The following is a 20,741-nucleotide window of genomic DNA, read 5'->3' on the forward strand; positions in this document are numbered from 1 at the left end:
CCCCCAGACCGGCGACGCTCGGCCGACCCCCCTCCGGCCGAGCGTCGCCACCCCAGCAAGACCAGCAAGACCAGCAAGACCAGCACGACCAGCCCCACCACCGCCCCACCCCGACCGTCCGGAGCAGCGCCCATGAGCCAGACCGCAGCGATCCCGCTCAGCGGCATGCTCGACCGCCCGGTCCTCCGCGGCCGTCAGGTCACCCGCTCCGAGACGGTCCTCGCCTGGTCGGTCGCCGCGATCGCCGCACTGCTCCTCACCGCCGCCGTCCTGTTCCTCTCCGCCGGCGGCCGCTGGTTCGTCGTCGAGACCCCCTCGATGGGCGAAGCCGCCCCGGTCGGCACCCTCGTGCTCGACCTGCCGGTGGACGTCGCCACGCTCAGCGTCGGCGACATCGTCTCGTTCGAGACCTCCGCCAACCCGGACGTCGTCTACACCCACCGCATCGTCTCGATCGACGCGGACGGCGGCATCCACACCCGCGGTGACGTCAACGGCGCGACCGACCCGTGGACGCTCACCCAGGCCGACGTGATCGGCACCCCCGCGCTCCTGGTCCCGCGCATCGGCTGGCTGCTCCGTGCCGCCCCGATCCTGCTCATCGGCACGCTGATCATCCTGACCCTGACCAGCGCGTTCACCGACCGGGTGACCCGCACGTGCCTGCGGATCGCGGGCAGCGCCCTCACCGTTGCGTACGCGGCGTTCGTGTTCAAGCCGTTCGTCAACGTGACGACGATCACGAACACCTCGAGCCCGACCGGCGTCGAGGCCACCGTCATCTCGTCGGGGATCTTCCCGGTCCGCGTCGACGCCCAAGGCGGCAACAGCGTCCACCTGGTCGACGGCCAGATGGGCAAGGTCGTCATCCACGAGCTGACGAAGAACGGGCACTACCAGCTCATGTCGAACATCGACCTCGACCCCCTGGGTTGGGTCGCCCTGTTCGCCGTGTGCCTCGTGCCGCTCGTGGCGTGCCTGGCGGTCGGCCGCGTCGAGGCGGTGCGTCCCTCGTGATCCTCCGTCGCCTGCGCGACGGTCGCGTCGTCGCCGTCCTCCTCGTGGTCGCCCTGGCCGTCGTCGTTCTGCTGAACCAGTTCGCCCCGACCCGCTCGGCCTACACCGCACGCCTGGCCAACAGTGCGAACACGGCCGCGACCGCCCCGTACTTCACGTGCACGGGTGCCGTCGGCGCGGACACCGCGAACGCCCTGTTCGCCTACCGCCTGACCGAGGCCTCGGGTTCGAAGACGGCCACCGACTGGTCGGGCCGCGGCGCGAACGGCACCTACCAGGGCACCATGACCGCGACCACGCCGAGCCCGAACGCCTGCCCGCGTGACAGCGGGAGCGCCTACGCGCTCAACGGTTCGACGAGCTACGTCTCCACCCCGCGCTCGTACGCCAACCCCACGACCTTCAGCGAGGAGGTCTGGTTCCGCACCACGGTCGCCGGCGGCATGCTCATCGGCTTCGGCAGCAGCCAGACCGGAGCGTCGAGCCAGCACGACCGGAAGCTCTACCTGACCACGACCGGCCAGCTCGCGTTCGGCACGTACAACGGCGCCACCCAGGTCATCACGTCGCCGACGGCTGTCAACGACGGCGCCTGGCACCACACGGTGGCGACGATGTCGCCCACCAACGGCATGCGCCTGTACGTCGACGGCACGCTCGTCGCGTCGAACACGGCCTTCAAGAGCCCCGAGAACTTCACCGGGTACTTCCGCGTCGGCTACGACGTCGTCAGCGGGTGGCCGGGTTCCACGAACAACCCGTACTTCACCGGGTCGATGCGGTACGCCGCCGTCTACGGCGCCGAACTGACGGCCAGCCAGGTCGCCGCGCACGCGGCCGCCGGTTCCTGACGCACTGACTGCCGGCCTGGAGGCGCAGCGCGCCGCCGCCACGGGCCTCCAGTCCGTCCCCTGGTCACGTCGAGAACGTGGGCCGGGTTGGCGGACCGGGCCCACCAACCCGCGGATTCGGGGCGACGAATCCCGCTGATCAGGCATTTTCGTGCCCGGGACCGTGCCAGGATCGTCAGGTCCTGAGACGTCGGAGTCTCCATCCGACCGTCTCGAAAGGCGCACCCCCATGTCCTTCTGGGCCCTCTTCCTCATCGCGCTCGGCGTCTCCGCAGACGCCTTCGCCGTCGCCCTCGGCAAGGGCCTGCACATGAAGCGCTTCGACGTGCGGCACGCGATCGTGATCGCGCTCACGTTCGGGGTGTTCCAGGCGGTGATGCCGTTGCTCGGCTGGCTGCTCGGGTCGGCGTTCGCGCAGTACATCGCGGCCTTCGACCACTGGGTCGCGTTCGGGCTGCTCGCGCTGATCGGCGGGAAGATGCTGTGGGAGGCGTTCTCGAAGCACGAGGACACCGAGCAGGACACCGATCGGCTGCCGGTCCGGGAACTCCTCGTGCTGGCGGTCGCGACCAGCATCGACGCCCTGGCGGTGGGCGTCACCCTGGCGTTCCTGCCCGTCTCGATCGGCGGCGCGGTGCTGCTCATCGGGATCACCACCGCGGTGCTGTCGTTCGTCGGGGTCCTGGTCGGTCGTCGTGTCGGTGCCCGTTTCGGCAAGCCGGCGGAGATCGCGGGTGGCGTCGTCCTGATCCTTATCGGTCTGAACATCGTGCTCGAGCACACCGGCGTCATCGGCTGAGGCCACGCTCGGAACCGACACCGGACAGACGGGGGGCCCGTGGCGAGCTGCCACGGGCCTCCGTTCTGGTGCTGGTGGGTGTCAGTAACTGCCCATGCTGCCCGCCGGAGCGTTCGCGACGACAGCGATCACGAAGATCACCCAGATGATGCCGAACACGAGCGACAGGGCGCTGATGATGATGCCGGCGAGGGCCAGACCGCGGCCGCGCTCCCCGGTCTTCTTGATCTGCGAGAGCGCGATGATCGACACCACGAGGCCGGCGATGTTCACCACGAAGGCCAGGACGAACCCGACGATCGCCATGACGTTGAAGCGGTCGGACGACGGCTGCATCGGAGCGCCGTAGGGCTGCCCGCCGGCGGCGTAGGGGTTCGGGTTCTGCTGGTTGTACTGGGGCGTGCCGTCACTCATGGCGCCGCGTCCTCTCTGGTCAGGGGATGTCTACACAGGAAACGTACAGGACCAGCGGGCCGCACGCTTCGTGGCCTGGGATGATTGTCGGTGCCCCGTCGCCCGAGGGGCGTTCCCGGACCCGGAGGAGCAGTCGTGCAGGTGACCCAGCCGTCCGGACGACGCGAGCGGAACAAGCAGGTCAAGCTCGAGCGCATCGTCGCTGCGGCGAAGGAGTTGTTCGCCGAGCAGGGTGTCGACGAGGTCACCACGCAGCAGATCGCCGAACGTGCCGACATCGGTGCCGGCACGCTCTTCCTGTACGTCAAGAACAAGGGCGAACTGCTGCTGCTCGTGCAGAACGAGCACTACCGCGAGGCCCTCGAGCTGGGGCGACGGGCCGCAGCCGACGCACCCACGCTCGTCGACGCCGTGGTCGCCCTGGTCGAACCGGTGGTCGCGTGCAACCGGGTGCAGGTGGAGAACGGACGCACCTACCTGCGGGAGATGGCGTTCGGTGACCCGGGCGAACCGAACCACGCCGAGGCCCTGACGATCGCGGGCGAGACCGAGCGCACGGTGGCGGGACTCATCGCGGAGCACGGCGGTCTCGACGAGGACCGGGCGGCGACCCTGGCGCACGTCGTCTCCGCGGTCTTGTTCGTGACGATGGTGTCCAGCGCCGACCCGGGCACGAGCGTCGCCGAGGTGGTGGCGACGATCCGCGCACAGGTCGGGGCGGTCCTGCCGAGCTGATCGGTGCAGTGCGCGCCGGGGTCAGCGCCGCAGGAACTCCGCCGCGACCTGAGCGAACTGCTCCCAGTACTGGAACACCCCGCCGTGGCCGGAGTTCGGGTAGATGACCAGCTCTGAGCCGGCGATGCGGCGGTGCAGGTCCTCGGACAGGACCGACGGCACCATCCGGTCGTGGTCGCCGTTGGCGATGAGCGTGGGCTGCGTGATCACGGACAGGTCCGACGGCGTCGAGCGGCCGAAGCGCTTGATGGCCTGCAGCTGGGTCCCGAACGCCCGCAGGCCGATGGGTGCGTCACGGTCGACGGTGCGTTCCTGCAGCCGCGCGAGGAACGCCTTGGCAGCGCGCTTGCCGACGGCGTCCCGGTTGAAGAACAGGAACTCCTTCGGGTCCGACCGGGTGAGCGTGGCACGGAGGACGTCGAAGTACGTGGTGGTGACGACCTTGTCCATGTCCTTCCCGCCGCGGGGTCCGGTGCCGGTGAGCACGAGCTTCCGGACGAGACCCGGGTGCGCGACGACGAGGTCCTGCGCGATCATCCCGCCCATCGAGAACGCGAACACGTCGACCTGGTCGTACCCGAGCGCGGTGATGAAGGCGTGCGCGTCGTCAGCTGCTGCTTCGATCGTCCGCGGCACCGTGCCCGACGAGGCGCCGACACCCTGTTGGTCGAACGTGATCACGTGCCGGTGCGCGGCGATCGCGTCCACGATGCGCGGGTCCCAGTTGTCCAGGGTCGCGGCGAGGTGCACGAAGAACACGACGGGGACGTCCTCGACCGGGCCGAGCTCGCGGTAGGCGAAGGTGATCCCGCCGGCCTGCACGGTCTTCGCCGGTGCCAGTGCGTAGGAGGTGACGGGTGCTGCTGCGTCGTGCATGGTCGTGGTCCGTTCGTCAGGTGGTGCGTGGAGGGGAAGGTGCTCAGGCGCCGGTGACGACGGTCTTGCCGCGCACCCGGCTCGTGGTGATCGACTCGAGTGCCTGCGGGGTCTCGTCGAAGGGGAACGTGGCACCCACGACCGGCCGGATGACGTCGTCGCGGACCAGGTCGGCGATCCGGCGGAGCTGCTGCCCGTCGGCGCGCATGAACAGGAACTCGTAGGTCACCCCGAGCCGCTTCGCCCGGCGGCGGATCTTCCGGCTGATGGCGGCGATGACCAGGCGGAGGACGGGGTTCAGCCCGGCCGCCCGCGCGAAGGCGGGGTCGGGGGCGCCGCTGATGCTGATCGCCTTGCCACCCGGTCGCAGCACGGTGAGGGACCGCTCGAGGTTCTCACCGCCGAGGCTGTCGAGGACGAGGTCGTACCCGGAGAGCTCCTGGGCGAAGTCCTGCGTGCGGTGGTCGATGACGACGTCCGCGCCGAGCTTGCGGACGAAGTCGCCGTTGGCGGCCGACGCGGTCGTGGCGACGTGTGCACCGAGGTGCTTGGCGAGCTGGATCGCGATCGTGCCGACGCCGCCCGAGCCCGCGTGGATCAGGACCTTCTGCCCGGCCTGCACGTCTCCGCGCTCGACCAGGGCCTGCCACGCGGTCAGGGCGACGAGCGGGAGCGACGCGGCCTCGACCGGACTCGTGTTCGCGGGGGCGTGTGCGACGTCGGACTCGTCGATGGCGATGCGCTCGGCGAAGGTGCCGATGCGGTGGTCACGCGGTCGCGAGAAGACCTCGTCGCCGACGGCGAACCGGCGGACCGCGGCACCGACGGCGATGACCGTGCCGGCGACGTCGTGCCCGAGGGTCAGCGGGGTCCTGTACGGCAGGATCAGCTTGAACTCGCCGAGCCGGAGCTTCTCGTCGAGCTGGTTGAGCCCGGCGGCGGCGACCGCGACGAGCACGTCGTGGTCGCCGACCACCGGCTCGGGGACGTCGGCTCCGTGGAGGGGCTGCTTGTAGTCGTCGAAGATGAACGCGCGCATGGGTCTGGTGCTCCTGTGGTCGTGAGGGTATGGGGGGTACTGGGGGCTACTGGCCGAGCAGGTCGCGGACCGCGTCGACGACGGCCGTCCGGTCCTGGGAGACGACGCCGTGCCCGGCGTCGGGGACGATCCGCACCGAGGCGTGCGGGAACCGATCGCGCAGGACGTCGACGTTGGCGACCGGGACCATCCGGTCGGAGTCGCCGTGCACGAGCAACGCGGGCCCGGTGAACCCGGACGGCGTCGGCACGAGGGGCCGATCGCCCCACCGGCGGACCGCGCGGAGTTGTGCCCGGAACACGGTGGGGCTCACCGCACGGTCTCGGTCGGCACGCGGACGGGCGAGTCGTGCCCGGTAGTCGGCAGCGGCACGGCGTCCTGCCGGTGTCCTGGTGAAGAACAGCAGGGTCGTGGGATCGGTGGCGGTGACCAGTCCCCGCAGGATCGTGCGGACGACGACACCGGTCATGTGTGCGAGACCGGGCCCGCCAGCCGGTCCTGATCCGGCCAGCACGAGGTGCTCCACGAGGCCGGGGGCGCGCTCGACGATCTCCTGCGCGACCATCCCGCCCATCGACAACCCGAACAGGTCGATCCGGTCGAGACCGAGTGCCCGGATCGCTGCGAGGGCATCGGTGGCCATCTCCTCGATCGAGTCGCGGGCGCGTCCTTCGGCGCCGCCGACTCCGCGGTAGCCGAGCAGGACCACGCCACCGTGCTCGGCGAGCGGCTGGACGAGCTCGGGGTCGAAGCTGTCGAGGTTGGCGGCGAGGTGGGTCAGGACGACGAGCGGGATGCCCGCGGTGGTGCTGCCGAGTGTGCGGGCCAGGACGGTTCCGCCCGGGACGGCGATCGCGCGGGTCGTCGTCGACATGGTGCGCTCGGTGTGCGGCTCGTCGTCCATCGCCGTCCTCGTCTCGTGTGGTGCGACTCGGCATGTCCGAGTATGCTCAATAATGAGCATACTCATTAAAGTTGTCAAGGAGCGCGATGGAATCCACCCTCGGTCGGCGGGAACGCGGACGGCAGGACAAGACCCGGCGCATCCTCGATGCCGCACGCACCCTGTTCCTGGAGCGGGGCGTCAGCGGTGTCACCACACAGCAGATCGCCGACCGGGCGGACGTCGCCGTCGGCACCCTGTTCCGGTACGCGGCGACCAAGGCCGAGCTGTTGATCATGGTGCAGAACGAGCGGTTCGCAACGGCGATCGACGACGGTCTCGTGGCGGTCGCGGCAGCCCCCGACGATGCCGGTGCCGTGCCGGTCGTGCTCGCGCTGCTCGGACCGGTGGTGCGCTGTGTCCGGGAGCATCCCGAGAACGGTCGGACCTACCTGCACGAGCTGGTGTTCGGCGACCCGGCGGAACCGAACCGGCACCGCGGACTCGCCCTGGCCCAGCGTCTCGAGGACGGGGTGGCCGCGGTGCTCGAGCGGCACGCCCGGGTCACGACCGTCGACGCCCCGGTGCTCGCCCGGGTGGTCACCGCCGTGCTGCACATCGGGCTGACCGCCACCGTCCACCAGGGACTGTCGACCGAGGAGCTGCTGCAGGACCTCAGTGCCCAGACCACCGTGGTCCTCGGACCCGCACGCCACATGAGTGGGCGTGCGGCACGGTGAGCACTGCGCTCGCCGGTGAGTCCGGAGCCGCCCGGTTCAGGACCGTTCTGCGACGAGCTGGACCAGCGCGGCGACCACCTCGTCCGGCGTCGTCTGCCACATCTGCGGTGACAAGTGTCCGCTCGCGTCCATGCTGGCGATCCCGTGCGCACTCGTGAGCAGCATCGCGCCGTAGAGGTGTGCTCGCTCGGTGCCGACCACGTCACCCACGATGGCCAGGAACTCGGCCTGGGCCCGCGCTGCAGCGGCGATGGCTTCGTCCGGGTCGTTGGCCGGCAGGGTGAACATCATCCGGTAGACCTCCGGCTCGTCCTTCGCCACCGTCATCAGGGCCTCGAGTGCCGCCCGGAGGACGGCCTCGGACGACCGGTGTCCCCCCGCCCCGATCTGTGCGAGCTCCTCGGCGATGCGGTCCCAGCTCTCGGCGCCGACCGCGGCGAGCAGGCTCTCCTTGTCCGCGAAGTGCCGGTACGCGGCACCACGGGACACCTGGGCTCGGTTCCCCACTTCGCGGAGGGTGACACGCTGCGGCCCGCCCTCGTCGAGCAGCGACCTGGCGGCATCGAGGAGCGAACGGCGCGTGATCGCAGCGGATTCTGCTCGGCTGACCATCCCACGATCATACAGTTGACAATGTCATCCGAAGTGCTACGTTACCCAGATGACAACGTCAACTGAAACTGGTTCGCTCTTCGTCGTGACCGGAGCCTCGACCGGCATGGGTGCAGCGACCGTCCGTGCGCTCGCTGCCCGGGGCCACCGTGTGCTCGCCGGTGTCCGACGGCCCGAGGACGGCCAAGCCCTGCAGTCCGCGACCGTGCGCCCCGTCATCCTCGACATCACCGACCCCGCGCAGATCGCGGAACTCGCCGCCGTGGTCGACGCGGACGGTCACCCGCTGGCAGCCGTGGTCAACAACGCGGGCATCGCGGTGAACGCGCCGGTCGAGGTGCTCCCCATGGACGAGTGGCGGCGCCAGTTCGACGTGAACTTCTTCGGCCACATCGCCGTGACGCAGGCCCTGCTGCCCGCGCTGCTCCGGAGCCGTGGTCGTGTCGTCATGATGAGCTCCCTCGGCGGTCGCTTGGCCCAGCCGACCTACGGCGCGTACTCCGGGTCGAAGTTCGCGCTCGAGGCCGTCAGCGACGCACTCCGCCGAGAGCTCGCGGCAGACGGCGTGGGAGTCGTGATCGTGGAGCCCGGAGCAGTCAAGACCGAGATGGTGGGGCGCGGTGGCACGACCGCGCGGCGCCTGGCCGACGCGATGACCCCGGACCAGCAGCGTCGGTACGGCGGGCTGATCCACGCGATCCTCGCCCAGTCGGACACCTTCCTGCGCGACGGGGTCACCGCTGCCGTCGCGGCGGAGACCATCGTGACTGCCGCGACCCACCCGCGCCCGAAGACCCGGTACACGATCGGGCGTGACGCGGCGCTCCTCACCCGACTGGCCCGGATCCTCCCGGACCGTGCCCTCGACCGCGTGCTCGTCCGCGCACTCCGCCCGCTGTTGCCCTCCGCCCGCTGATCATCGTCCTCCCCACTCGACAGGAAGCAGACCCCATGCCCTCTCTCAACGACGCCGTCGTCCTGGTCACCGGAGCGAACGGCGGGATCGGCACCGAACTCGTCCGTGTCGCGCTCGAACGCGGCGCCGCCAAGGTCTACGCGACCGCACGCACACCCCGCGACTGGGACGACCCTCGCATCGTGCCGCTGCGGCTCGACGTCACCGATTGTTCCTCGATCGCGGCCGCCGTCGCCGCAGCCCAGGACGTCACCGTCGTGATCAACAACGCGGGCGTTCTCCCGCCCACGGCGAGCATGCTCGACCTGGACGAGCGGGACCTGCGGCAGGTGATGGAGAGCAACTTCTTCGCACCGGTCCAGGTCGCACAGGCGTTCGCACCGCTCCTGGTCGCGGCCCGCAGCACAGCACTCGTCACCATCCACTCCGTCGCCAGCTGGCTGGCGTACGGCGGCTCCTACAGTGCGTCGAAAGCGGCACTCTGGGCTGCCACCAACGCCTTCCGACTCGAACTCGCGCCGGCTGGGGTGCTCGTGACGGGCGTGCACGTCGGGTACGTGGACACGCGGATGGCTGCGCACACCGACGCCGCGAAGACGTCCCCGGCAGCCGTCGCGGAGATGGTGCTGGACGGCGTCGAGCAGGACGAGTACGAGGTCATCGCAGACGACCTGAGCGCGCACGTGAAAGCGAACCTGGGAGCACCGATCGAGGCGCTCTACCCCGAGCTCGCCCACGAGACGCCCTGACCGACGGCCCGGCAGGGCGAGCCCGTCAGATGTCGAGCACCCCGTCCACCGCGTCCGACCGGTCAGCGATGTGGCCGGTGGCGATCTCCTCCTCCAGGTGCACCGTGACGTAGGTCCAGTCCTCCACGTGCCCGGCGTCGTCGAACACCCGGTAGCGCCGACGGAGCCGCAGGTACGGCACGGCGCGGTGCTCGAACGACACCACGAGCTCGGTCGCCGGCCACTCCCCCTCGACGGTGACCTCGACCGCCCGGTAGTCACTCGCCGACCGGCGGGGCTCCGGGTGGTCGCGGGTCCACAGGATGCCGGGCTGGTCGAGGGCCTCGAACACGTCCACGAGGTCCGCGACCGCGCGCTCCCGTGCGGCAGCGTCCAGGTCGTGCAACGGCCAGTGCGCGCCCTCGACGTCGGTCAGGTCGAAGCGCTCCGCCCACGGTGCGAGGGCTGCTTCCAGACGTTCCTGTTCGTCCTCCCACGACGTATCGTCCTCGTCGCTCGCGGGGCGGGACGGCAGGTCATCGGTGGTGACGGCGCTGGGTAGGCCGGCAGCGACGTCGAGGTCGACCTCCCGAGCGTCGTAGTGGTAGGTCAACCCGCCCGTCAGATCGGGCGTGCGCCGGGGTCCGGTGGGCATGTACCGGATGGTGAGGACCGAGCCGGTGCGGCGGACGTCCTCGACCAGGTGGTCGACGGTGATCGTCGTCCGGCTGCCGTCGGTCCGGACGAGCACGAGCTCGGTCGGCGGGGTCGGCAAGGGTGGCGCGGGATCGGCCGGTGGTCCCGACCGGCGAGGGAAGTCGTCCTCGTCGTCGGCGTCGGGTCCGGCACTCCAGAAGTAGCGGGGGCGGACGTCGTGATCGTCTTCGTCCAGCAGCTCGGGGTCGTCGTCCTCCGGCTCCTCGCCGGCCGCCAGCGTCGCCGCCCACTCCTCCGGCGACGGCCAGAACGGCTCCGACGGCGCCCACGGCAGGGTCTCCGGGTCGACGCCGTCGAGCGGGTCGTCCGAGTCCCCGTCGTCGTCCTCCGGATCCTCGAGGCCCTCGTCCTCGGGGTCCTCGTCCTCGTCCTCACCCATCCACATCGACGCGTCACGCGGGTCGCCGATCCACAACCCCTCGACGTCCGCCCCGAGCACGCGTCGATCACCGAGGTCGACCGCGCACGTCACCCCGGTCGGCGTGACGTGCACGGCCGTCCGCGACTCTGTGTCGAGGTCGCCTTCAGCGTCCTCGCGCGACACGTAGACCACCCAAGCCCCCTCGTCGGTCGCGAGGACCCCGACCTCGTCGACCGCACCGTCCGGCAACGGGGCGTCCGGCCACGTCACCCACCGCACGTCGTCGCCCGTGACGACCGCCGCGACCGGTCGCGTGGCGTCCGGCACGATCGTCGCGTCACCGACGCCGACGGCGTCGACGGGCTCGAGGAAGCTGCTCATGCAGCGACCGTACCGCGGCCCTGTAGCCGGCCGGTGAACAGCCGGGAGGCCCGTGGCGGGCCCGCACCGCGCCTCCCGTCCGCCCGTTCCCGGTCCACCTGCCGGACCCGCCGCAGCGGTCGGGCGCATGATGGGCGGATGGCACGCATCCTCGTCACCGGATCCACCGACGGCCTCGGGCGGGGAACCGCCGACTCGCTGCTCCGCAGCGGGCACGACGTCGTCGTCCACGCGCGCAACACGGCCCGCGCCGAGGCGGTCGCCGACCTGGTGGAGCGCGGCGCCGAACTCGTCGTCGCCGACCTGGCGGACCGCGACGCCGTGATCGCCACCGCCCGGGAACTCGACGCCGGCACCCCGCTCGACGCCGTCGTGCACAACGCCGGCGTGATCTCGGGCCGTTCCCTGGTGCCCGTCAACGTCGTGGCGCCCTACCTGTTCACCGCGTTGCTGCGCTCGCCGGAGCGGCACGTGTACCTGAGCAGCGGGATGCACCGGGGCGGCCGCCCGCTGCTGGACACCGTCGACTGGACCGGCGCTTCGGAGACGAACTCGTACTCCGACACGAAGCTGTTCGTGACGGCGCTCGCCGCCGAGGTGCCGCTCCGGCGCCCGGGCGTGCTGAGCAACGCCGTCGACCCGGGCTGGGTGGCGACCAAGATGGGCGGGGCCGGCGCTCCGGACGACTTCGAGCTCGGACACCGCACGCAGGAGACGCTCGCGACCGACCCGAACCAAACCGTGACGGGCGGTTACTGGTTCCACGGGGAGCGGCAGGAACCGCACCCGGCGGTGGCCGACCAGCGGTTCCGCACCGACCTGCTCGCCGCGCTCGCCGAGGCCACCGGCATCACGCTCTGAGTCGCTGACGGAACCGCCGCGACCGGTCCGGTGCTCCTGCGAAGGCGTTCGTCGCGCCCGGACGAGGATGGCGTCGACACGACGAACGGAGGACCCGGTGACCCTCGGCCTGCACAACGGATCGAGTGGGTGGCAGCGCGTCCGACGGCACGGCCTGCTCCTCGCGAACGTCGCCGTCTTCGTCGTGTGCTTCGTCGGCATGGTGTTCGCCGGGTGGCGGGTGTCCGCGGCAGACGCACTCCAGCACGGCGAGGCGGCCGTGTCGCTCTGGGGCTTCCTGACGAGCGGCGACTTCGCCGAGGCCACCTTCGAGAACTGGGAGAGCGAGTTCCTGCAGATGGGCGCGTACATCGTGTTCACGGTGTTCCTGTTCCAGAAGGGGTCGAGCGAGTCCGAGCCCCTGGACGAACAGAGCCCGCAGGACGAGGACCCCCGGAAGCACGCCGACGACCCGAAGGCCCCGTGGCCGGTGCGCCGGGGCGGGATCGTGCTCGTGCTGTACGAGAACTCGCTGCTGATCCTGTTCGCGGTGCTGTTCCTCGGCAGTGTCGTCGGGCACGTGATCGGTGGCGCTGCGGCCTACAACGAGGAGCAGCTCGAACACGGTGACAGCGTGGTCTCGGCGTGGGGATACCTGGGCACGAGCCAGTTCTGGTTCGAGTCGATGCAGAACTGGCAGTCGGAGTTCCTGGTCATCTCGGTGATGGTGATCGCCACCGTGTCCCTGCGGCAACGAGGGTCGAGCCAGTCGAAGCCCGTGGCGGCGCCGACGGAGCAGACCGGCGCCTGAGCCGGCCGAGCCCGGACAGGAGGCCCGTGGCGGGCCCGCCACGGGCCTCCCGTCCGGTCCGCACCACGCTGGTGCGGTAGGTTCCTGCCGAACGCAGTCCGCACGTGAGAGGGGGCGCCCGATGGCGCAGGGGCACCGCTCTCCGCCCACGATGAGCGACGTCGCCGCCGTGGCGGGTGTCTCGAAGAAGACCGTCTCGAACGTGCTGTCCGGCTACGAGCACGTCTCCGTCCGCACCCGTGACCGCGTGATGGCCGCCGTCGACGAGCTCGGCTACGAGCTCAACGTCTCGGCAAGGAACTTCCGCGCCGGACGCTCCAAGGTGCTCGGGCTCGCGGTGCCGGAACTGCGGCAGGCGTACTTCGCCGAACTCGCCGACGCGGTCATCCGCGCTGCCGGAGCCGTGGGGTACACGGTGCTCATCGAGCAGACCGCGAGCGGCGTGCGCGAGGCGGACGCGATCACCCGGATGCGCGAGCACTCGATCGACGGCATCATCTACAGCCCGCTGACCGTCCGGCCGAGCGACGCCGCCGCACTCGAGGTGAAGTTCCCCCTCGTCGTGCTCGGTGAGCCGATCCCGGACGCCCCCGTGCCGTTCATCGCGATGTCGAACGCGGACGCGCTGCGGGACGCGACCGCGCATCTGCTCGACGCCGGTCGTCGGTCGATCGCGTTCATCGGCTCCGACCCGTCGGGACCCGTGCGCACGGCGCAGGAGCGACTGCGGGGCTACCGCGAGGCACTCGACGACCACGGCCTGCCGTTCGCGCCCGAGCGGGTGGTGCCGACCGCGCTGTGGCACCGGGCCGAGGGAGCGGCGGCTGCACGGCAGCTCCTCGACGCCGGCGTGCCGGTCGACGGGATCGTCTGCTGCAACGACGCGCTGGCGCTCGGGGCGATGAGTGCCCTGCAGCTCGCGGGCCGGACCGTGCCGGACGACGTCGCGGTCGTCGGGTTCGACGACATCGAGGAGTCGGCGTACTCGACCCCGGCGCTGACCACGGTGTCGGCCGACCTGGACCGCGTCGCGGCGACGGCGGTCGGGGTGCTCGTCGCCCAGCTCGAGGAGGGCGCCCCGGCGACGCCGGGGGTGCTGCGCTCCCCGCACGCACTCGTCGTCCGGGCGTCGTCCGGACCGTTGCGTCCGGTTGCTGCCTGACCCGTTGACCACGGGTGCTCCCCGACCCCTTGACCGGGCGGTCGAGCACCGGCTACTGTCCACATTTACACCGGTGTAAATCCGGGATGGACGAGGTCCGCACACCGACGTGCCGGACGGATGGCAGGTTTTCGATGAAGAAGCACATCGCGGTCGTCGCGCTCGCAGCAGCGGCGTCGCTCTCCCTCGCCGGGTGCGCCGGCTCCCCCGGATCGTCGGGTGACGGCGGCCACGTCGACCTGACGTTCTGGCACGGCTACACCGAGGCCGACGGCAAGGTCCTGGACGGCATCGTCAAGGACTTCAACGCCTCGCAGGACAAGGTCACGATCACGACCCAGACGAAGACCTGGGCCGTGATCGACGACACGATGCTCCCCGCCCTGTCCGCGAAGAAGGGCCCGGACCTCGTCGCGATGACCTCCGACCGGCTGCCGGTCTACGCGCAGAAGAAGGCGCTGGTCGACCTCAGCGACTTCTACGCCGACGACGCCAACAACACCGGGGACCTGAAGGAACAGGCCGTCGCGATGGAACGGGTCGACGGCAAGGAGTACGGCGTGCCGAGCGGGTTCGTCCCGCTCTCCGTGATCTACAACAAGAAGCTGTTCGCAGCGGCCGGCATCGACTCCTTCCCGACCACCTGGGACGAGTGGGTTGCCGACGCGAAGAAGCTCACGAAGGACGAGAACGGCGACGGCACCCCCGAGCAGTACGGGCTCGTGCTGCCGGACCACCAGACCGTCGGCAACGGCATCTGGCCGAGCCTGTTCGCCGGCAACGGCGGATCGATCACGAACGAGGCGGGCACGAAGTCCACCATCGACTCCGCCGCGAACGCCGAGACGCTCGAGTACTGGGCGAAGGCGGTGCGCGACGACAAGATCTCGCCGACCGGTGTCGACGGCATCGCCGCGGACAAGCTCTTCACGGCCGGCAAGACCGCCATGGAGATCGGCGGCCCCTGGATGGCCGGTGTCGCGAAGGCGTCGGACATCGACTACGGCATCGCCGCGATCCCCGCGGGCCCGAAGGCACAGGTGGCCTCGGCCATCGGCATCTCGCTCGGTGTGACGGCCCAGACCGACGACGCGAAGCAGGCCGCAGCCGAGCGGTTCCTGCGCTACTTCAACGAGCAGTCCGTCGCGACGAAGTGGGCCCTCGGGTCCGGCTGGCCGCCGCTCCGCACCGACGTCACCGCCGCGGACGTCGACGAGAACCCGACCGTCGCGACGCTCACCGGGCTGCCGGGCACCACGGTCCCGCTCCTGCCCGGTGTGGTCGACAGCGCTGACGTGCTCACCGCCGTGGACACCGCGACCCAGAAGGCGATGGCGGGCGGGGACCCCGGATCGCTCCTCGCCACCGCCGACGCCGACGTGCAGTCGGCCCTGAAGTAGCAACAGCGGCCCTCGGAGGACCCTCGTGACCACGCAGCAACTCGGCCGACGCCGTCGGTACCGACCACCGGGCCAGCTCGGCGGACGATCGCCCCTGAACGGCACGTTCCGCCGCCGCGCCACCATCGTCGGGTTCCTCGCACCCGCGATCGTCATCCTCGGGGCGTTCGTGCTCTGGCCGATGCTCTCGGCGCTCCGGCTGTCGTTCACCGACGCCAGCGGGTTCGGAGACCCGTCGTTCATCGGCTTCGCGAACTACGTCCGGGTCTTCACCGACCCCGACGTCCTGCGGTCCATCGGCAACACCGCGCTCTACTCGGTGCTCTTCACCCCCGTCGCGATCGTCGTCGCCCTGGTGCTCGCCCTCGTGCTGAACCACCCGGCCCTGCCGTTCCGCGGGTTCTTCCGGTCGGCGTTGTTCCTGCCGTTCATCGTGTCCCTGGCCGTCGCCGCGTTCGCGTGGTCGTACCTGCTCGACCCGCAGATCGGCCTGCTGAACCACTGGCTGCAGCTCGTCGGCATCCGGCTCGGCAACGTGCTGCAGGACCCGACGCTCGCGATGCCCACCGTGGTGCTCGTGGCCGTGTGGAAGAACTTCGGCTTCTACATGGTGATCTTCCTGGCCGGGCTGCAGGAGATCCCCACGAGCCTGTACGAGGCCGCGCAGCTCGACGGCGCGAACGGCCGCCAGCGGTTCGCGAACGTCACCTTCCCGATGCTGAGCAACACGATGGCGTTCGTCGTGATCGTCGCCCTCATCGCCGCGCTGCAGGCGTTCGACCAGATCTACGTCCTGACCGGCGGTGGTCCGTACCGGTCGACCGAGACGATCGTCATGCAGATCTACCAGTCCGGCTTCAAGGACCTCGACCTCGGGTTCGCGAGCGCCCTGGCGTACGTGCTGCTCCTCGCGACCCTGCTGCTCAGCCTCGTGCAGTTCCTGTTCTTCGGGAAGCGCGGAGAGGACACCGCATCATGACCGCGCTCCCCCGTCCCGCGACCGCCGTGCGCCGTCGCACCGTGGCCCGGCGACAGCCGTCGATGCGGTGGCTCGGCTTCGCAGCCGTGGGCGTCGTGACCCTGGCGGTGCTGCTCCCCGTGCTCGTGATCGTGTTCACCGCGTTCAAGCCGGCGAGCGAGGTCAACGCCTACCCGCCGACGCTGTTCCCGCACACCTGGACGCTCGACAACTTCCGGGCGATCTTCACGCAGCTGCCGTTCGGGCGGCTCATCCTGAACAGCTTCGCCTTCGCCGGCGGTGTGACGGTGTTCGCACTGGCGTTCGACGCGCTCGCCGCCTACGCCCTGGCACGGCTCGACTTCCGGGGCAGCAAGGTGCTGCTCATCGTGATCGTCGCCAGCCTGATGATCCCGTTCCAGGCGACGCTCATCCCGATCTACCAACTGGTGTCCGACCTCGGGTGGGTGAACACGTTCGCGGGGCTCATCGCTCCTCGGGCGGCCGACGCCTTCGGGATCTTCTTCCTGCGGCAGTTCTTCGTGTCGCTCCCCCGCGACCTGGACAACGCGGCGCGGATCGACGGGGCTTCGGAGTGGCGGATCTTCCGGAGCGTCGTCCTGCCGAACGCCGTCCCCGCCCTGCTCACCCTCGGCATCTTCACCTTCGTCAACAACTGGAACGACCTGCTCTGGCCGCTGGTGTTCACCACCGACCAGGACATGGGGACCATCACGTCCGGCCTCACCCTGCTGACCGGACCCGGCGGGATCATCCCGCAGGGCGTGATGATGGCCGGCGCCCTGATCGCCGTGCTGCCCCTCGCCGTCATGTTCCTGCTCGTGCAACGCCGCTTCATCGAGAGCGTCGCCAGCACCGGGCTCAAGTGACGACGACACCGCACGAGCCCGGAGCGGCCGTGCCCACCACGAAACGAGACACCATGCACTGGTCCGACGACGGCAGGCTGCACTTCGCCCTGGGCATCGAGGACACCTTCGTCCCGCAGGCCCGACCGGGTGAACGGCCCATCGACGAGTACGAGCTGACCGACCACTACCGGCAGTACGCCGCCGACCTCGGGCTGGCGGTCGACGTCGGCGCCGAGCTGCTCCGCTGGGGCGTGCCCTGGTACCGGGTCGCCCCCGAGCCGGGCGTCTGGGACTGGTCGTGGGTGGACGGCGTCATGGCGCGGTTCCGCGAGACCGGCCTGCGGCCCGTGGTCGACCTGCTGCACTACGGCACACCGCTCTGGCTCGACGGGCAGTTCGCCCACCCCGACTACCCGGCGCACGTCACCGAGTACGCCGCCCGGTTCGCGGCGCGGTACGGGGACGTCGCCACCGACTACACGCCCGTCAACGAGCCCGTCATCCACGCCCTGTTCTCGGGTGAGTACGGCTACTGGCCCCCGTACCTGACCGGCGCCGAGGGGTCGGCCCGGATCGCGTCCGCCCTGGCCAAGGGGTTCGTCTCGACGCAGCACGCGATCACGCGTGAGCTCGGAGACGCCGCCACCTTCGTGCACGTGGACGCCGGCATCCGGTACGTGGGCGACGTCGAGGCCCCGGAACACCGCGAGACGGTCGCGCGCCTGCGCGCCCAGACGTTCCTGGTCGAGGACCTGGTCACCGGGGGCGTCGACGACGCGCACCCCCTGGTCGGTCGGCTCCGGTCCGGGGGCGTCACCGACGCCGACCTCGACTGGTTCCAGCAGCACGCGGTCCGGCCCGACGTGATGGGCGTCAATTACTACCCGCTGCACTCCACCGAGGTGTTCGAGGCGGGGGTGCACCACGGCGGCGGGTTCGCCGACCCGCGGCCCTACGAGGACACGGGCGTCGAGGGGCTCCGCGACGTGCTCACCACCTACGCCGAGCGCTACGGCGCCCCGGTCATGCTCACGGAGACGTGCGTCACCGGTTCGGTCGAGGAGCGCATCGGCTGGTTGGACGCGTCGGTCACGGCCGTGCGGGAGCTCCGCGACGAGGGGGTGCCGGTCGTCGGCTACACCTGGTGGCCGCTGTTCGACATGTACGAGTGGACCTGGCGGCACACGGACGCCCCACGCCAGGAGCACCTGCTCACGATGGGCCTCTTCGACCTCGTCGAGGACGGCGCCGGCGGCCTCGACCGTCGCCGCAACCCGGTCGCCGACGCGTTCGCTGCGCACACGCGACAGGAACGGGCCGTGGCAGCGGCCCTGTCCGCGACCCCGTGACGGGCGGGAGGCGCGGGTCGGGTCGGTCCCGCGCCTCCAGTCCGCCTCCGCGCACCACCACTGCACCACCTACCGAACGGAGCACCATGTCCCTCCGCCTCGGCGCCGCTCCGGCGCCTCGTCGACGCCGAACGCTCGCGCTCGTCGTCACCGCTGCCGCCGCCGCGGCAGCCCTCGTCGCCGGTGTCACCGGCCCCCTCCCCGCCCAGGCGGTCACGACCGGCAACGGAGCCCTCGTGTACTCGCCGGCAGCGGGCTCCTCGTTCAACCCCGAGGGCGGCCGCGCTGCCGGCACCACCTACGCGAAGAACATCGTCCTGAAGAACAGCGGGTCGGCCAACGGCCAGCAGTTCGTCACCTTCGACCAGCTCGTGCTCGAGAACGGCGTGCAGGTCTACCCGATCTACCGGAGCACGGACAACGGCACCTCGTGGAGCCGCGTCGCCACGGTCAAGCCGAGCACGCAGTTCCCGACCCTCACCCGCACCGCGCAGCCCTCGCTGTACGAGACCCCGGTCCAGCTCGGCACGATGCCGGCCGGCACGCTGCTGCTGAGCGGCATGATCATGCCCACCGACCGCTCGAGCAGCCGACTGGTCATGTACAAGAGCCTCGACCACGGGCTGACCTGGTCCTTCGTGAGCACCGTCGACACCGGCGGTCCGGCCACCTACGACCCGAGCCCGACCTCGACCACCTCGACGGTGTGGGAGCCGTCCGTCGCCGTCGACGCGAACGGCGGGCTGGTCACCTACTTCTCGGACGAGCGGCAGAAGGCGAACAACGTCCTGCAGGCCGTCAGCTACCGGCGCTCCACGGACGGCGGCCTGACCTGGGGTCCCCTGGTCAACGTGTCCGCACCGACCAACAAGAGCGACCGTCCGGGCATGATCACGGTGACGAGGATTCCGAACGGCAACTACGTGGCGACGTTCGAGGTCGTGAACCGCCCGAGCCAGACGAACAACACGGCGCCGGTGTACTTCAAGACCTCACCGGACGGTCTGAACTGGAGCCCCGAGACGAGCATCGGCACCAAGATCGCGCTGCCGGACGGCCGTGGGGTCGGGTCGTCGCCCGAGGTGCGCTGGGTGCCGACCGCCGGCAACGCCAACGGCATGATCGTCGTCTCGTCCAAGTGGTCCCTCGACAGCGCGGGCAACATCGACGGCGGCCAGAACTTCGTCGTGAACCGCAACCAGGGCACGGGTTCGTGGGAGCAGCTGCCGTACGCGGTGACGTACGACGCGCGGGATGCCGAGGGCGGGACGTTCAGCGGCTTCGCCCAGGGCTTCGACTCGAGCGCCGACGGCAAGACGCTGTACCAGGCGACGAACGTCGAGAACCTCACCACCACGTACAACGACGTGCGGGTCGGGTCGATCCCGATCAACGCGCAGCGGTACGAGGCCGAGTCCGCGGCCCGGAACGACACGAGCACCGTCACGCAGGCCGACGCGGTGGGCGGCGCGAAGGTCGGCAACATCAACAACGCGACGAGTTCCGTGCAGTTCACGGTGCAGGCCGCGACCGCGGGGACGTACACGGTGAACGTCCGGTACGACAACGGCACGGGTGCGACGAGCACGCACGCGCTCGCGGTCAACGGCGCCTCGGCCGGGTCGGTCAGCTACGCGCCGACCGTCAACTGGGGCCGGTTCGGATGGGCGCAGAAGACGGTCACGCTGAAGGCCGGCGCGAACACGCTCACCTTCACCAAGGGGACCGGGTTCGCCGAGCTGGACCAGATCCAGGTGTTCCAGCCCTGACGCCGCATCCGCGGCCCTGGTCGTGACCAGGATGCGGACTGGAGGCCCGTGGCGGACCCGCCACGGGCCTCCAGTCCGTCCCGGTGCCGCGTCTCAGGCCGCGACCGGCTCCGCAGGCCGGTCACGCAGTGCCGGGCAGTGCTCGGCGGTGGGGTGCTCGGTGATCGCGATGACCTGGTCGAGCCGCCCCCGGACCGCCTCGAGCTCGGCCAGCTGCGCGGTGATCCGGTCCCGCTCCGCGATGAGCAGCGCGAACGACTCCGGTGTCGACTCCCCGCGGTCGACGCAGGGCAGCAGCTGCACGATCGTGCGGCTCGCGAGCCCGGCGGCGAACAGCTGCTGCACGAGCTGGACCCGCTCGACGGCGGCGTCCGTGTAGACCCGCTGCCCGCTCGCGGTGCGCGACGCGGTGAGCAGCCCCTGCTCCTCGTAGTACCGCAGCGAGCGGACGCTGACGCCGGTCTCTGCCGCGAGGTCACCGATGCGCATGGTGCTCCGATCCGGGGCTTGC

The 20,741-nt window shown here is 70.6% G+C and carries 22 protein-coding genes; 15 read left to right on the forward strand and 7 right to left on the reverse strand.

Annotated features, from left to right (window positions below):
- Positions 1-132 precede the first annotated feature (132 nt).
- From DEJ02_RS04300 to DEJ02_RS04310, 3 genes are all read left to right on the forward strand, one after another.
- Entirely contained in the window at positions 133-1,017 is an 885-nt protein-coding gene (locus DEJ02_RS04300; RefSeq protein WP_111032125.1) for a S26 family signal peptidase, read from the forward strand.
- Positions 1,014-1,868 carry a LamG domain-containing protein gene (locus DEJ02_RS04305; protein WP_111032126.1) on the forward strand — a complete coding sequence of 285 codons (855 nt, stop codon included), beginning with the start codon at positions 1,014-1,016 and terminating at the stop codon, positions 1,866-1,868. Before DEJ02_RS04300 ends, DEJ02_RS04305 begins: the two co-directional genes overlap by 4 nt.
- A gap of 229 nt (positions 1,869-2,097) precedes the next feature.
- On the forward strand, positions 2,098-2,667 hold the full coding sequence (locus tag DEJ02_RS04310) for a manganese efflux pump MntP family protein (RefSeq protein ID WP_027466883.1): 570 nt from the start codon (positions 2,098-2,100) through the stop codon (positions 2,665-2,667).
- Between the two features lie 81 nt (positions 2,668-2,748).
- Here DEJ02_RS04310 and DEJ02_RS04315 read toward each other — a convergent pair whose 3' ends face one another.
- Complete coding sequence (locus DEJ02_RS04315; RefSeq protein ID WP_111032127.1) at positions 2,749-3,081, reverse strand: DUF4190 domain-containing protein; 333 nt, start codon at positions 3,079-3,081, stop codon at positions 2,749-2,751.
- 135 nt (positions 3,082-3,216) lie between these two features.
- On the opposite strand from DEJ02_RS04315, the gene DEJ02_RS04320 reads away from it, so the two are divergent.
- A complete protein-coding gene (locus DEJ02_RS04320) occupies positions 3,217-3,816 on the forward strand; it encodes a TetR/AcrR family transcriptional regulator (protein ID WP_111032128.1) in 600 nt (199 codons plus the stop codon).
- 21 nt (positions 3,817-3,837) lie between these two features.
- On the opposite strand, the gene DEJ02_RS04325 is transcribed toward DEJ02_RS04320, so the two are convergent.
- Genes DEJ02_RS04325 through DEJ02_RS04335 form a run of 3 tightly spaced genes read right to left on the reverse strand, consistent with a single transcriptional unit; the run spans position 3,838 to position 6,635 of the window.
- A complete protein-coding gene (locus tag DEJ02_RS04325; protein WP_111032129.1) occupies positions 3,838-4,692 on the reverse strand; it encodes an alpha/beta fold hydrolase in 855 nt (284 codons plus the stop codon).
- Between the two features lie 43 nt (positions 4,693-4,735).
- Positions 4,736-5,731 carry an NADP-dependent oxidoreductase gene (locus DEJ02_RS04330; RefSeq protein ID WP_111032130.1) on the reverse strand — a complete coding sequence of 332 codons (996 nt, stop codon included), beginning with the start codon at positions 5,729-5,731 and terminating at the stop codon, positions 4,736-4,738.
- A 46-nt stretch (positions 5,732-5,777) separates the two neighbouring features.
- Positions 5,778-6,635, reverse strand: coding sequence for an alpha/beta fold hydrolase (locus DEJ02_RS04335; protein WP_181440271.1), 858 nt, complete (start codon positions 6,633-6,635; stop codon positions 5,778-5,780).
- 86 nt (positions 6,636-6,721) lie between these two features.
- Here DEJ02_RS04335 and DEJ02_RS04340 point away from each other — a divergent pair, with 86 nt between their 5' ends.
- Complete coding sequence (locus tag DEJ02_RS04340; RefSeq protein WP_111032132.1) at positions 6,722-7,354, forward strand: TetR/AcrR family transcriptional regulator; 633 nt, start codon at positions 6,722-6,724, stop codon at positions 7,352-7,354.
- Between the two features lie 36 nt (positions 7,355-7,390).
- Here the strand turns inward: DEJ02_RS04340 and DEJ02_RS04345 are convergent, their stop codons facing one another.
- The gene (locus DEJ02_RS04345) at positions 7,391-7,966 is read right to left on the reverse strand and encodes a TetR/AcrR family transcriptional regulator (RefSeq protein ID WP_111028855.1); all 576 of its coding nucleotides are present in this window, start codon (positions 7,964-7,966) and stop codon (positions 7,391-7,393) included.
- Between the two features lie 49 nt (positions 7,967-8,015).
- On the opposite strand from DEJ02_RS04345, the gene DEJ02_RS04350 reads away from it, so the two are divergent.
- Together DEJ02_RS04350 and DEJ02_RS04355 are read left to right on the forward strand one after the other, a co-directional pair.
- The gene (locus tag DEJ02_RS04350) at positions 8,016-8,882 is read left to right on the forward strand and encodes an SDR family oxidoreductase (protein ID WP_181440272.1); all 867 of its coding nucleotides are present in this window, start codon (positions 8,016-8,018) and stop codon (positions 8,880-8,882) included.
- A 35-nt stretch (positions 8,883-8,917) separates the two neighbouring features.
- Positions 8,918-9,631: an SDR family oxidoreductase gene (locus DEJ02_RS04355; protein WP_111032134.1), complete on the forward strand. Its 714-nt coding sequence runs from the start codon at positions 8,918-8,920 to the stop codon at positions 9,629-9,631.
- Positions 9,632-9,656: 25 nt separating this feature from the next.
- Here the strand turns inward: DEJ02_RS04355 and DEJ02_RS18415 are convergent, their stop codons facing one another.
- The gene (locus DEJ02_RS18415; RefSeq protein ID WP_181440273.1) at positions 9,657-11,069 is read right to left on the reverse strand and encodes a hypothetical protein; all 1,413 of its coding nucleotides are present in this window, start codon (positions 11,067-11,069) and stop codon (positions 9,657-9,659) included.
- A gap of 138 nt (positions 11,070-11,207) precedes the next feature.
- Between DEJ02_RS18415 and DEJ02_RS04365 the strand changes: the two genes are divergently transcribed.
- The 8 genes from DEJ02_RS04365 to DEJ02_RS04400 all read left to right on the forward strand — a co-directional run bounded on the left by DEJ02_RS04365 (position 11,208) and on the right by DEJ02_RS04400 (position 20,230).
- Positions 11,208-11,930, forward strand: coding sequence for an SDR family NAD(P)-dependent oxidoreductase (locus tag DEJ02_RS04365; RefSeq protein WP_111032135.1), 723 nt, complete (start codon positions 11,208-11,210; stop codon positions 11,928-11,930).
- Between the two features lie 97 nt (positions 11,931-12,027).
- Positions 12,028-12,720: a DUF6766 family protein gene (locus DEJ02_RS04370; RefSeq protein WP_258378656.1), complete on the forward strand. Its 693-nt coding sequence runs from the start codon at positions 12,028-12,030 to the stop codon at positions 12,718-12,720.
- 151 nt (positions 12,721-12,871) lie between these two features.
- Positions 12,872-13,882, forward strand: coding sequence for a LacI family DNA-binding transcriptional regulator (locus DEJ02_RS04375; RefSeq protein ID WP_111023453.1), 1,011 nt, complete (start codon positions 12,872-12,874; stop codon positions 13,880-13,882).
- Between the two features lie 134 nt (positions 13,883-14,016).
- Complete coding sequence (locus DEJ02_RS04380) at positions 14,017-15,282, forward strand: ABC transporter substrate-binding protein (protein ID WP_111032136.1); 1,266 nt, start codon at positions 14,017-14,019, stop codon at positions 15,280-15,282.
- 25 nt (positions 15,283-15,307) lie between these two features.
- Positions 15,308-16,261, forward strand: a complete 954-nt coding sequence (locus tag DEJ02_RS04385; RefSeq protein ID WP_111032137.1) for a carbohydrate ABC transporter permease — start codon at positions 15,308-15,310, stop codon at positions 16,259-16,261.
- Positions 16,258-17,130, forward strand: coding sequence for a carbohydrate ABC transporter permease (locus tag DEJ02_RS04390; protein ID WP_111032138.1), 873 nt, complete (start codon positions 16,258-16,260; stop codon positions 17,128-17,130). Before DEJ02_RS04385 ends, DEJ02_RS04390 begins: the two co-directional genes overlap by 4 nt.
- Before the next feature lie 53 nt (positions 17,131-17,183).
- A complete protein-coding gene (locus DEJ02_RS04395; RefSeq protein WP_111032139.1) occupies positions 17,184-18,461 on the forward strand; it encodes a family 1 glycosylhydrolase in 1,278 nt (425 codons plus the stop codon).
- Positions 18,462-18,547: 86 nt separating this feature from the next.
- Positions 18,548-20,230 (forward strand): CBM35 domain-containing protein, encoded by a 1,683-nt coding sequence (locus tag DEJ02_RS04400; protein WP_111032140.1) that lies wholly within the window; start codon positions 18,548-18,550, stop codon positions 20,228-20,230.
- Positions 20,231-20,323: 93 nt separating this feature from the next.
- On the opposite strand, the gene DEJ02_RS04405 is transcribed toward DEJ02_RS04400, so the two are convergent.
- On the reverse strand, positions 20,324-20,719 hold the full coding sequence (locus DEJ02_RS04405; protein WP_071404104.1) for a MerR family transcriptional regulator: 396 nt from the start codon (positions 20,717-20,719) through the stop codon (positions 20,324-20,326).
- Positions 20,720-20,741: the final 22 nt, after the last annotated feature.

Origin of the sequence: Curtobacterium sp. MCLR17_042 (assembly GCF_003234695.1) — a bacterium.
GTDB classification, from domain to species: domain Bacteria; phylum Actinomycetota; class Actinomycetes; order Actinomycetales; family Microbacteriaceae; genus Curtobacterium; species Curtobacterium flaccumfaciens.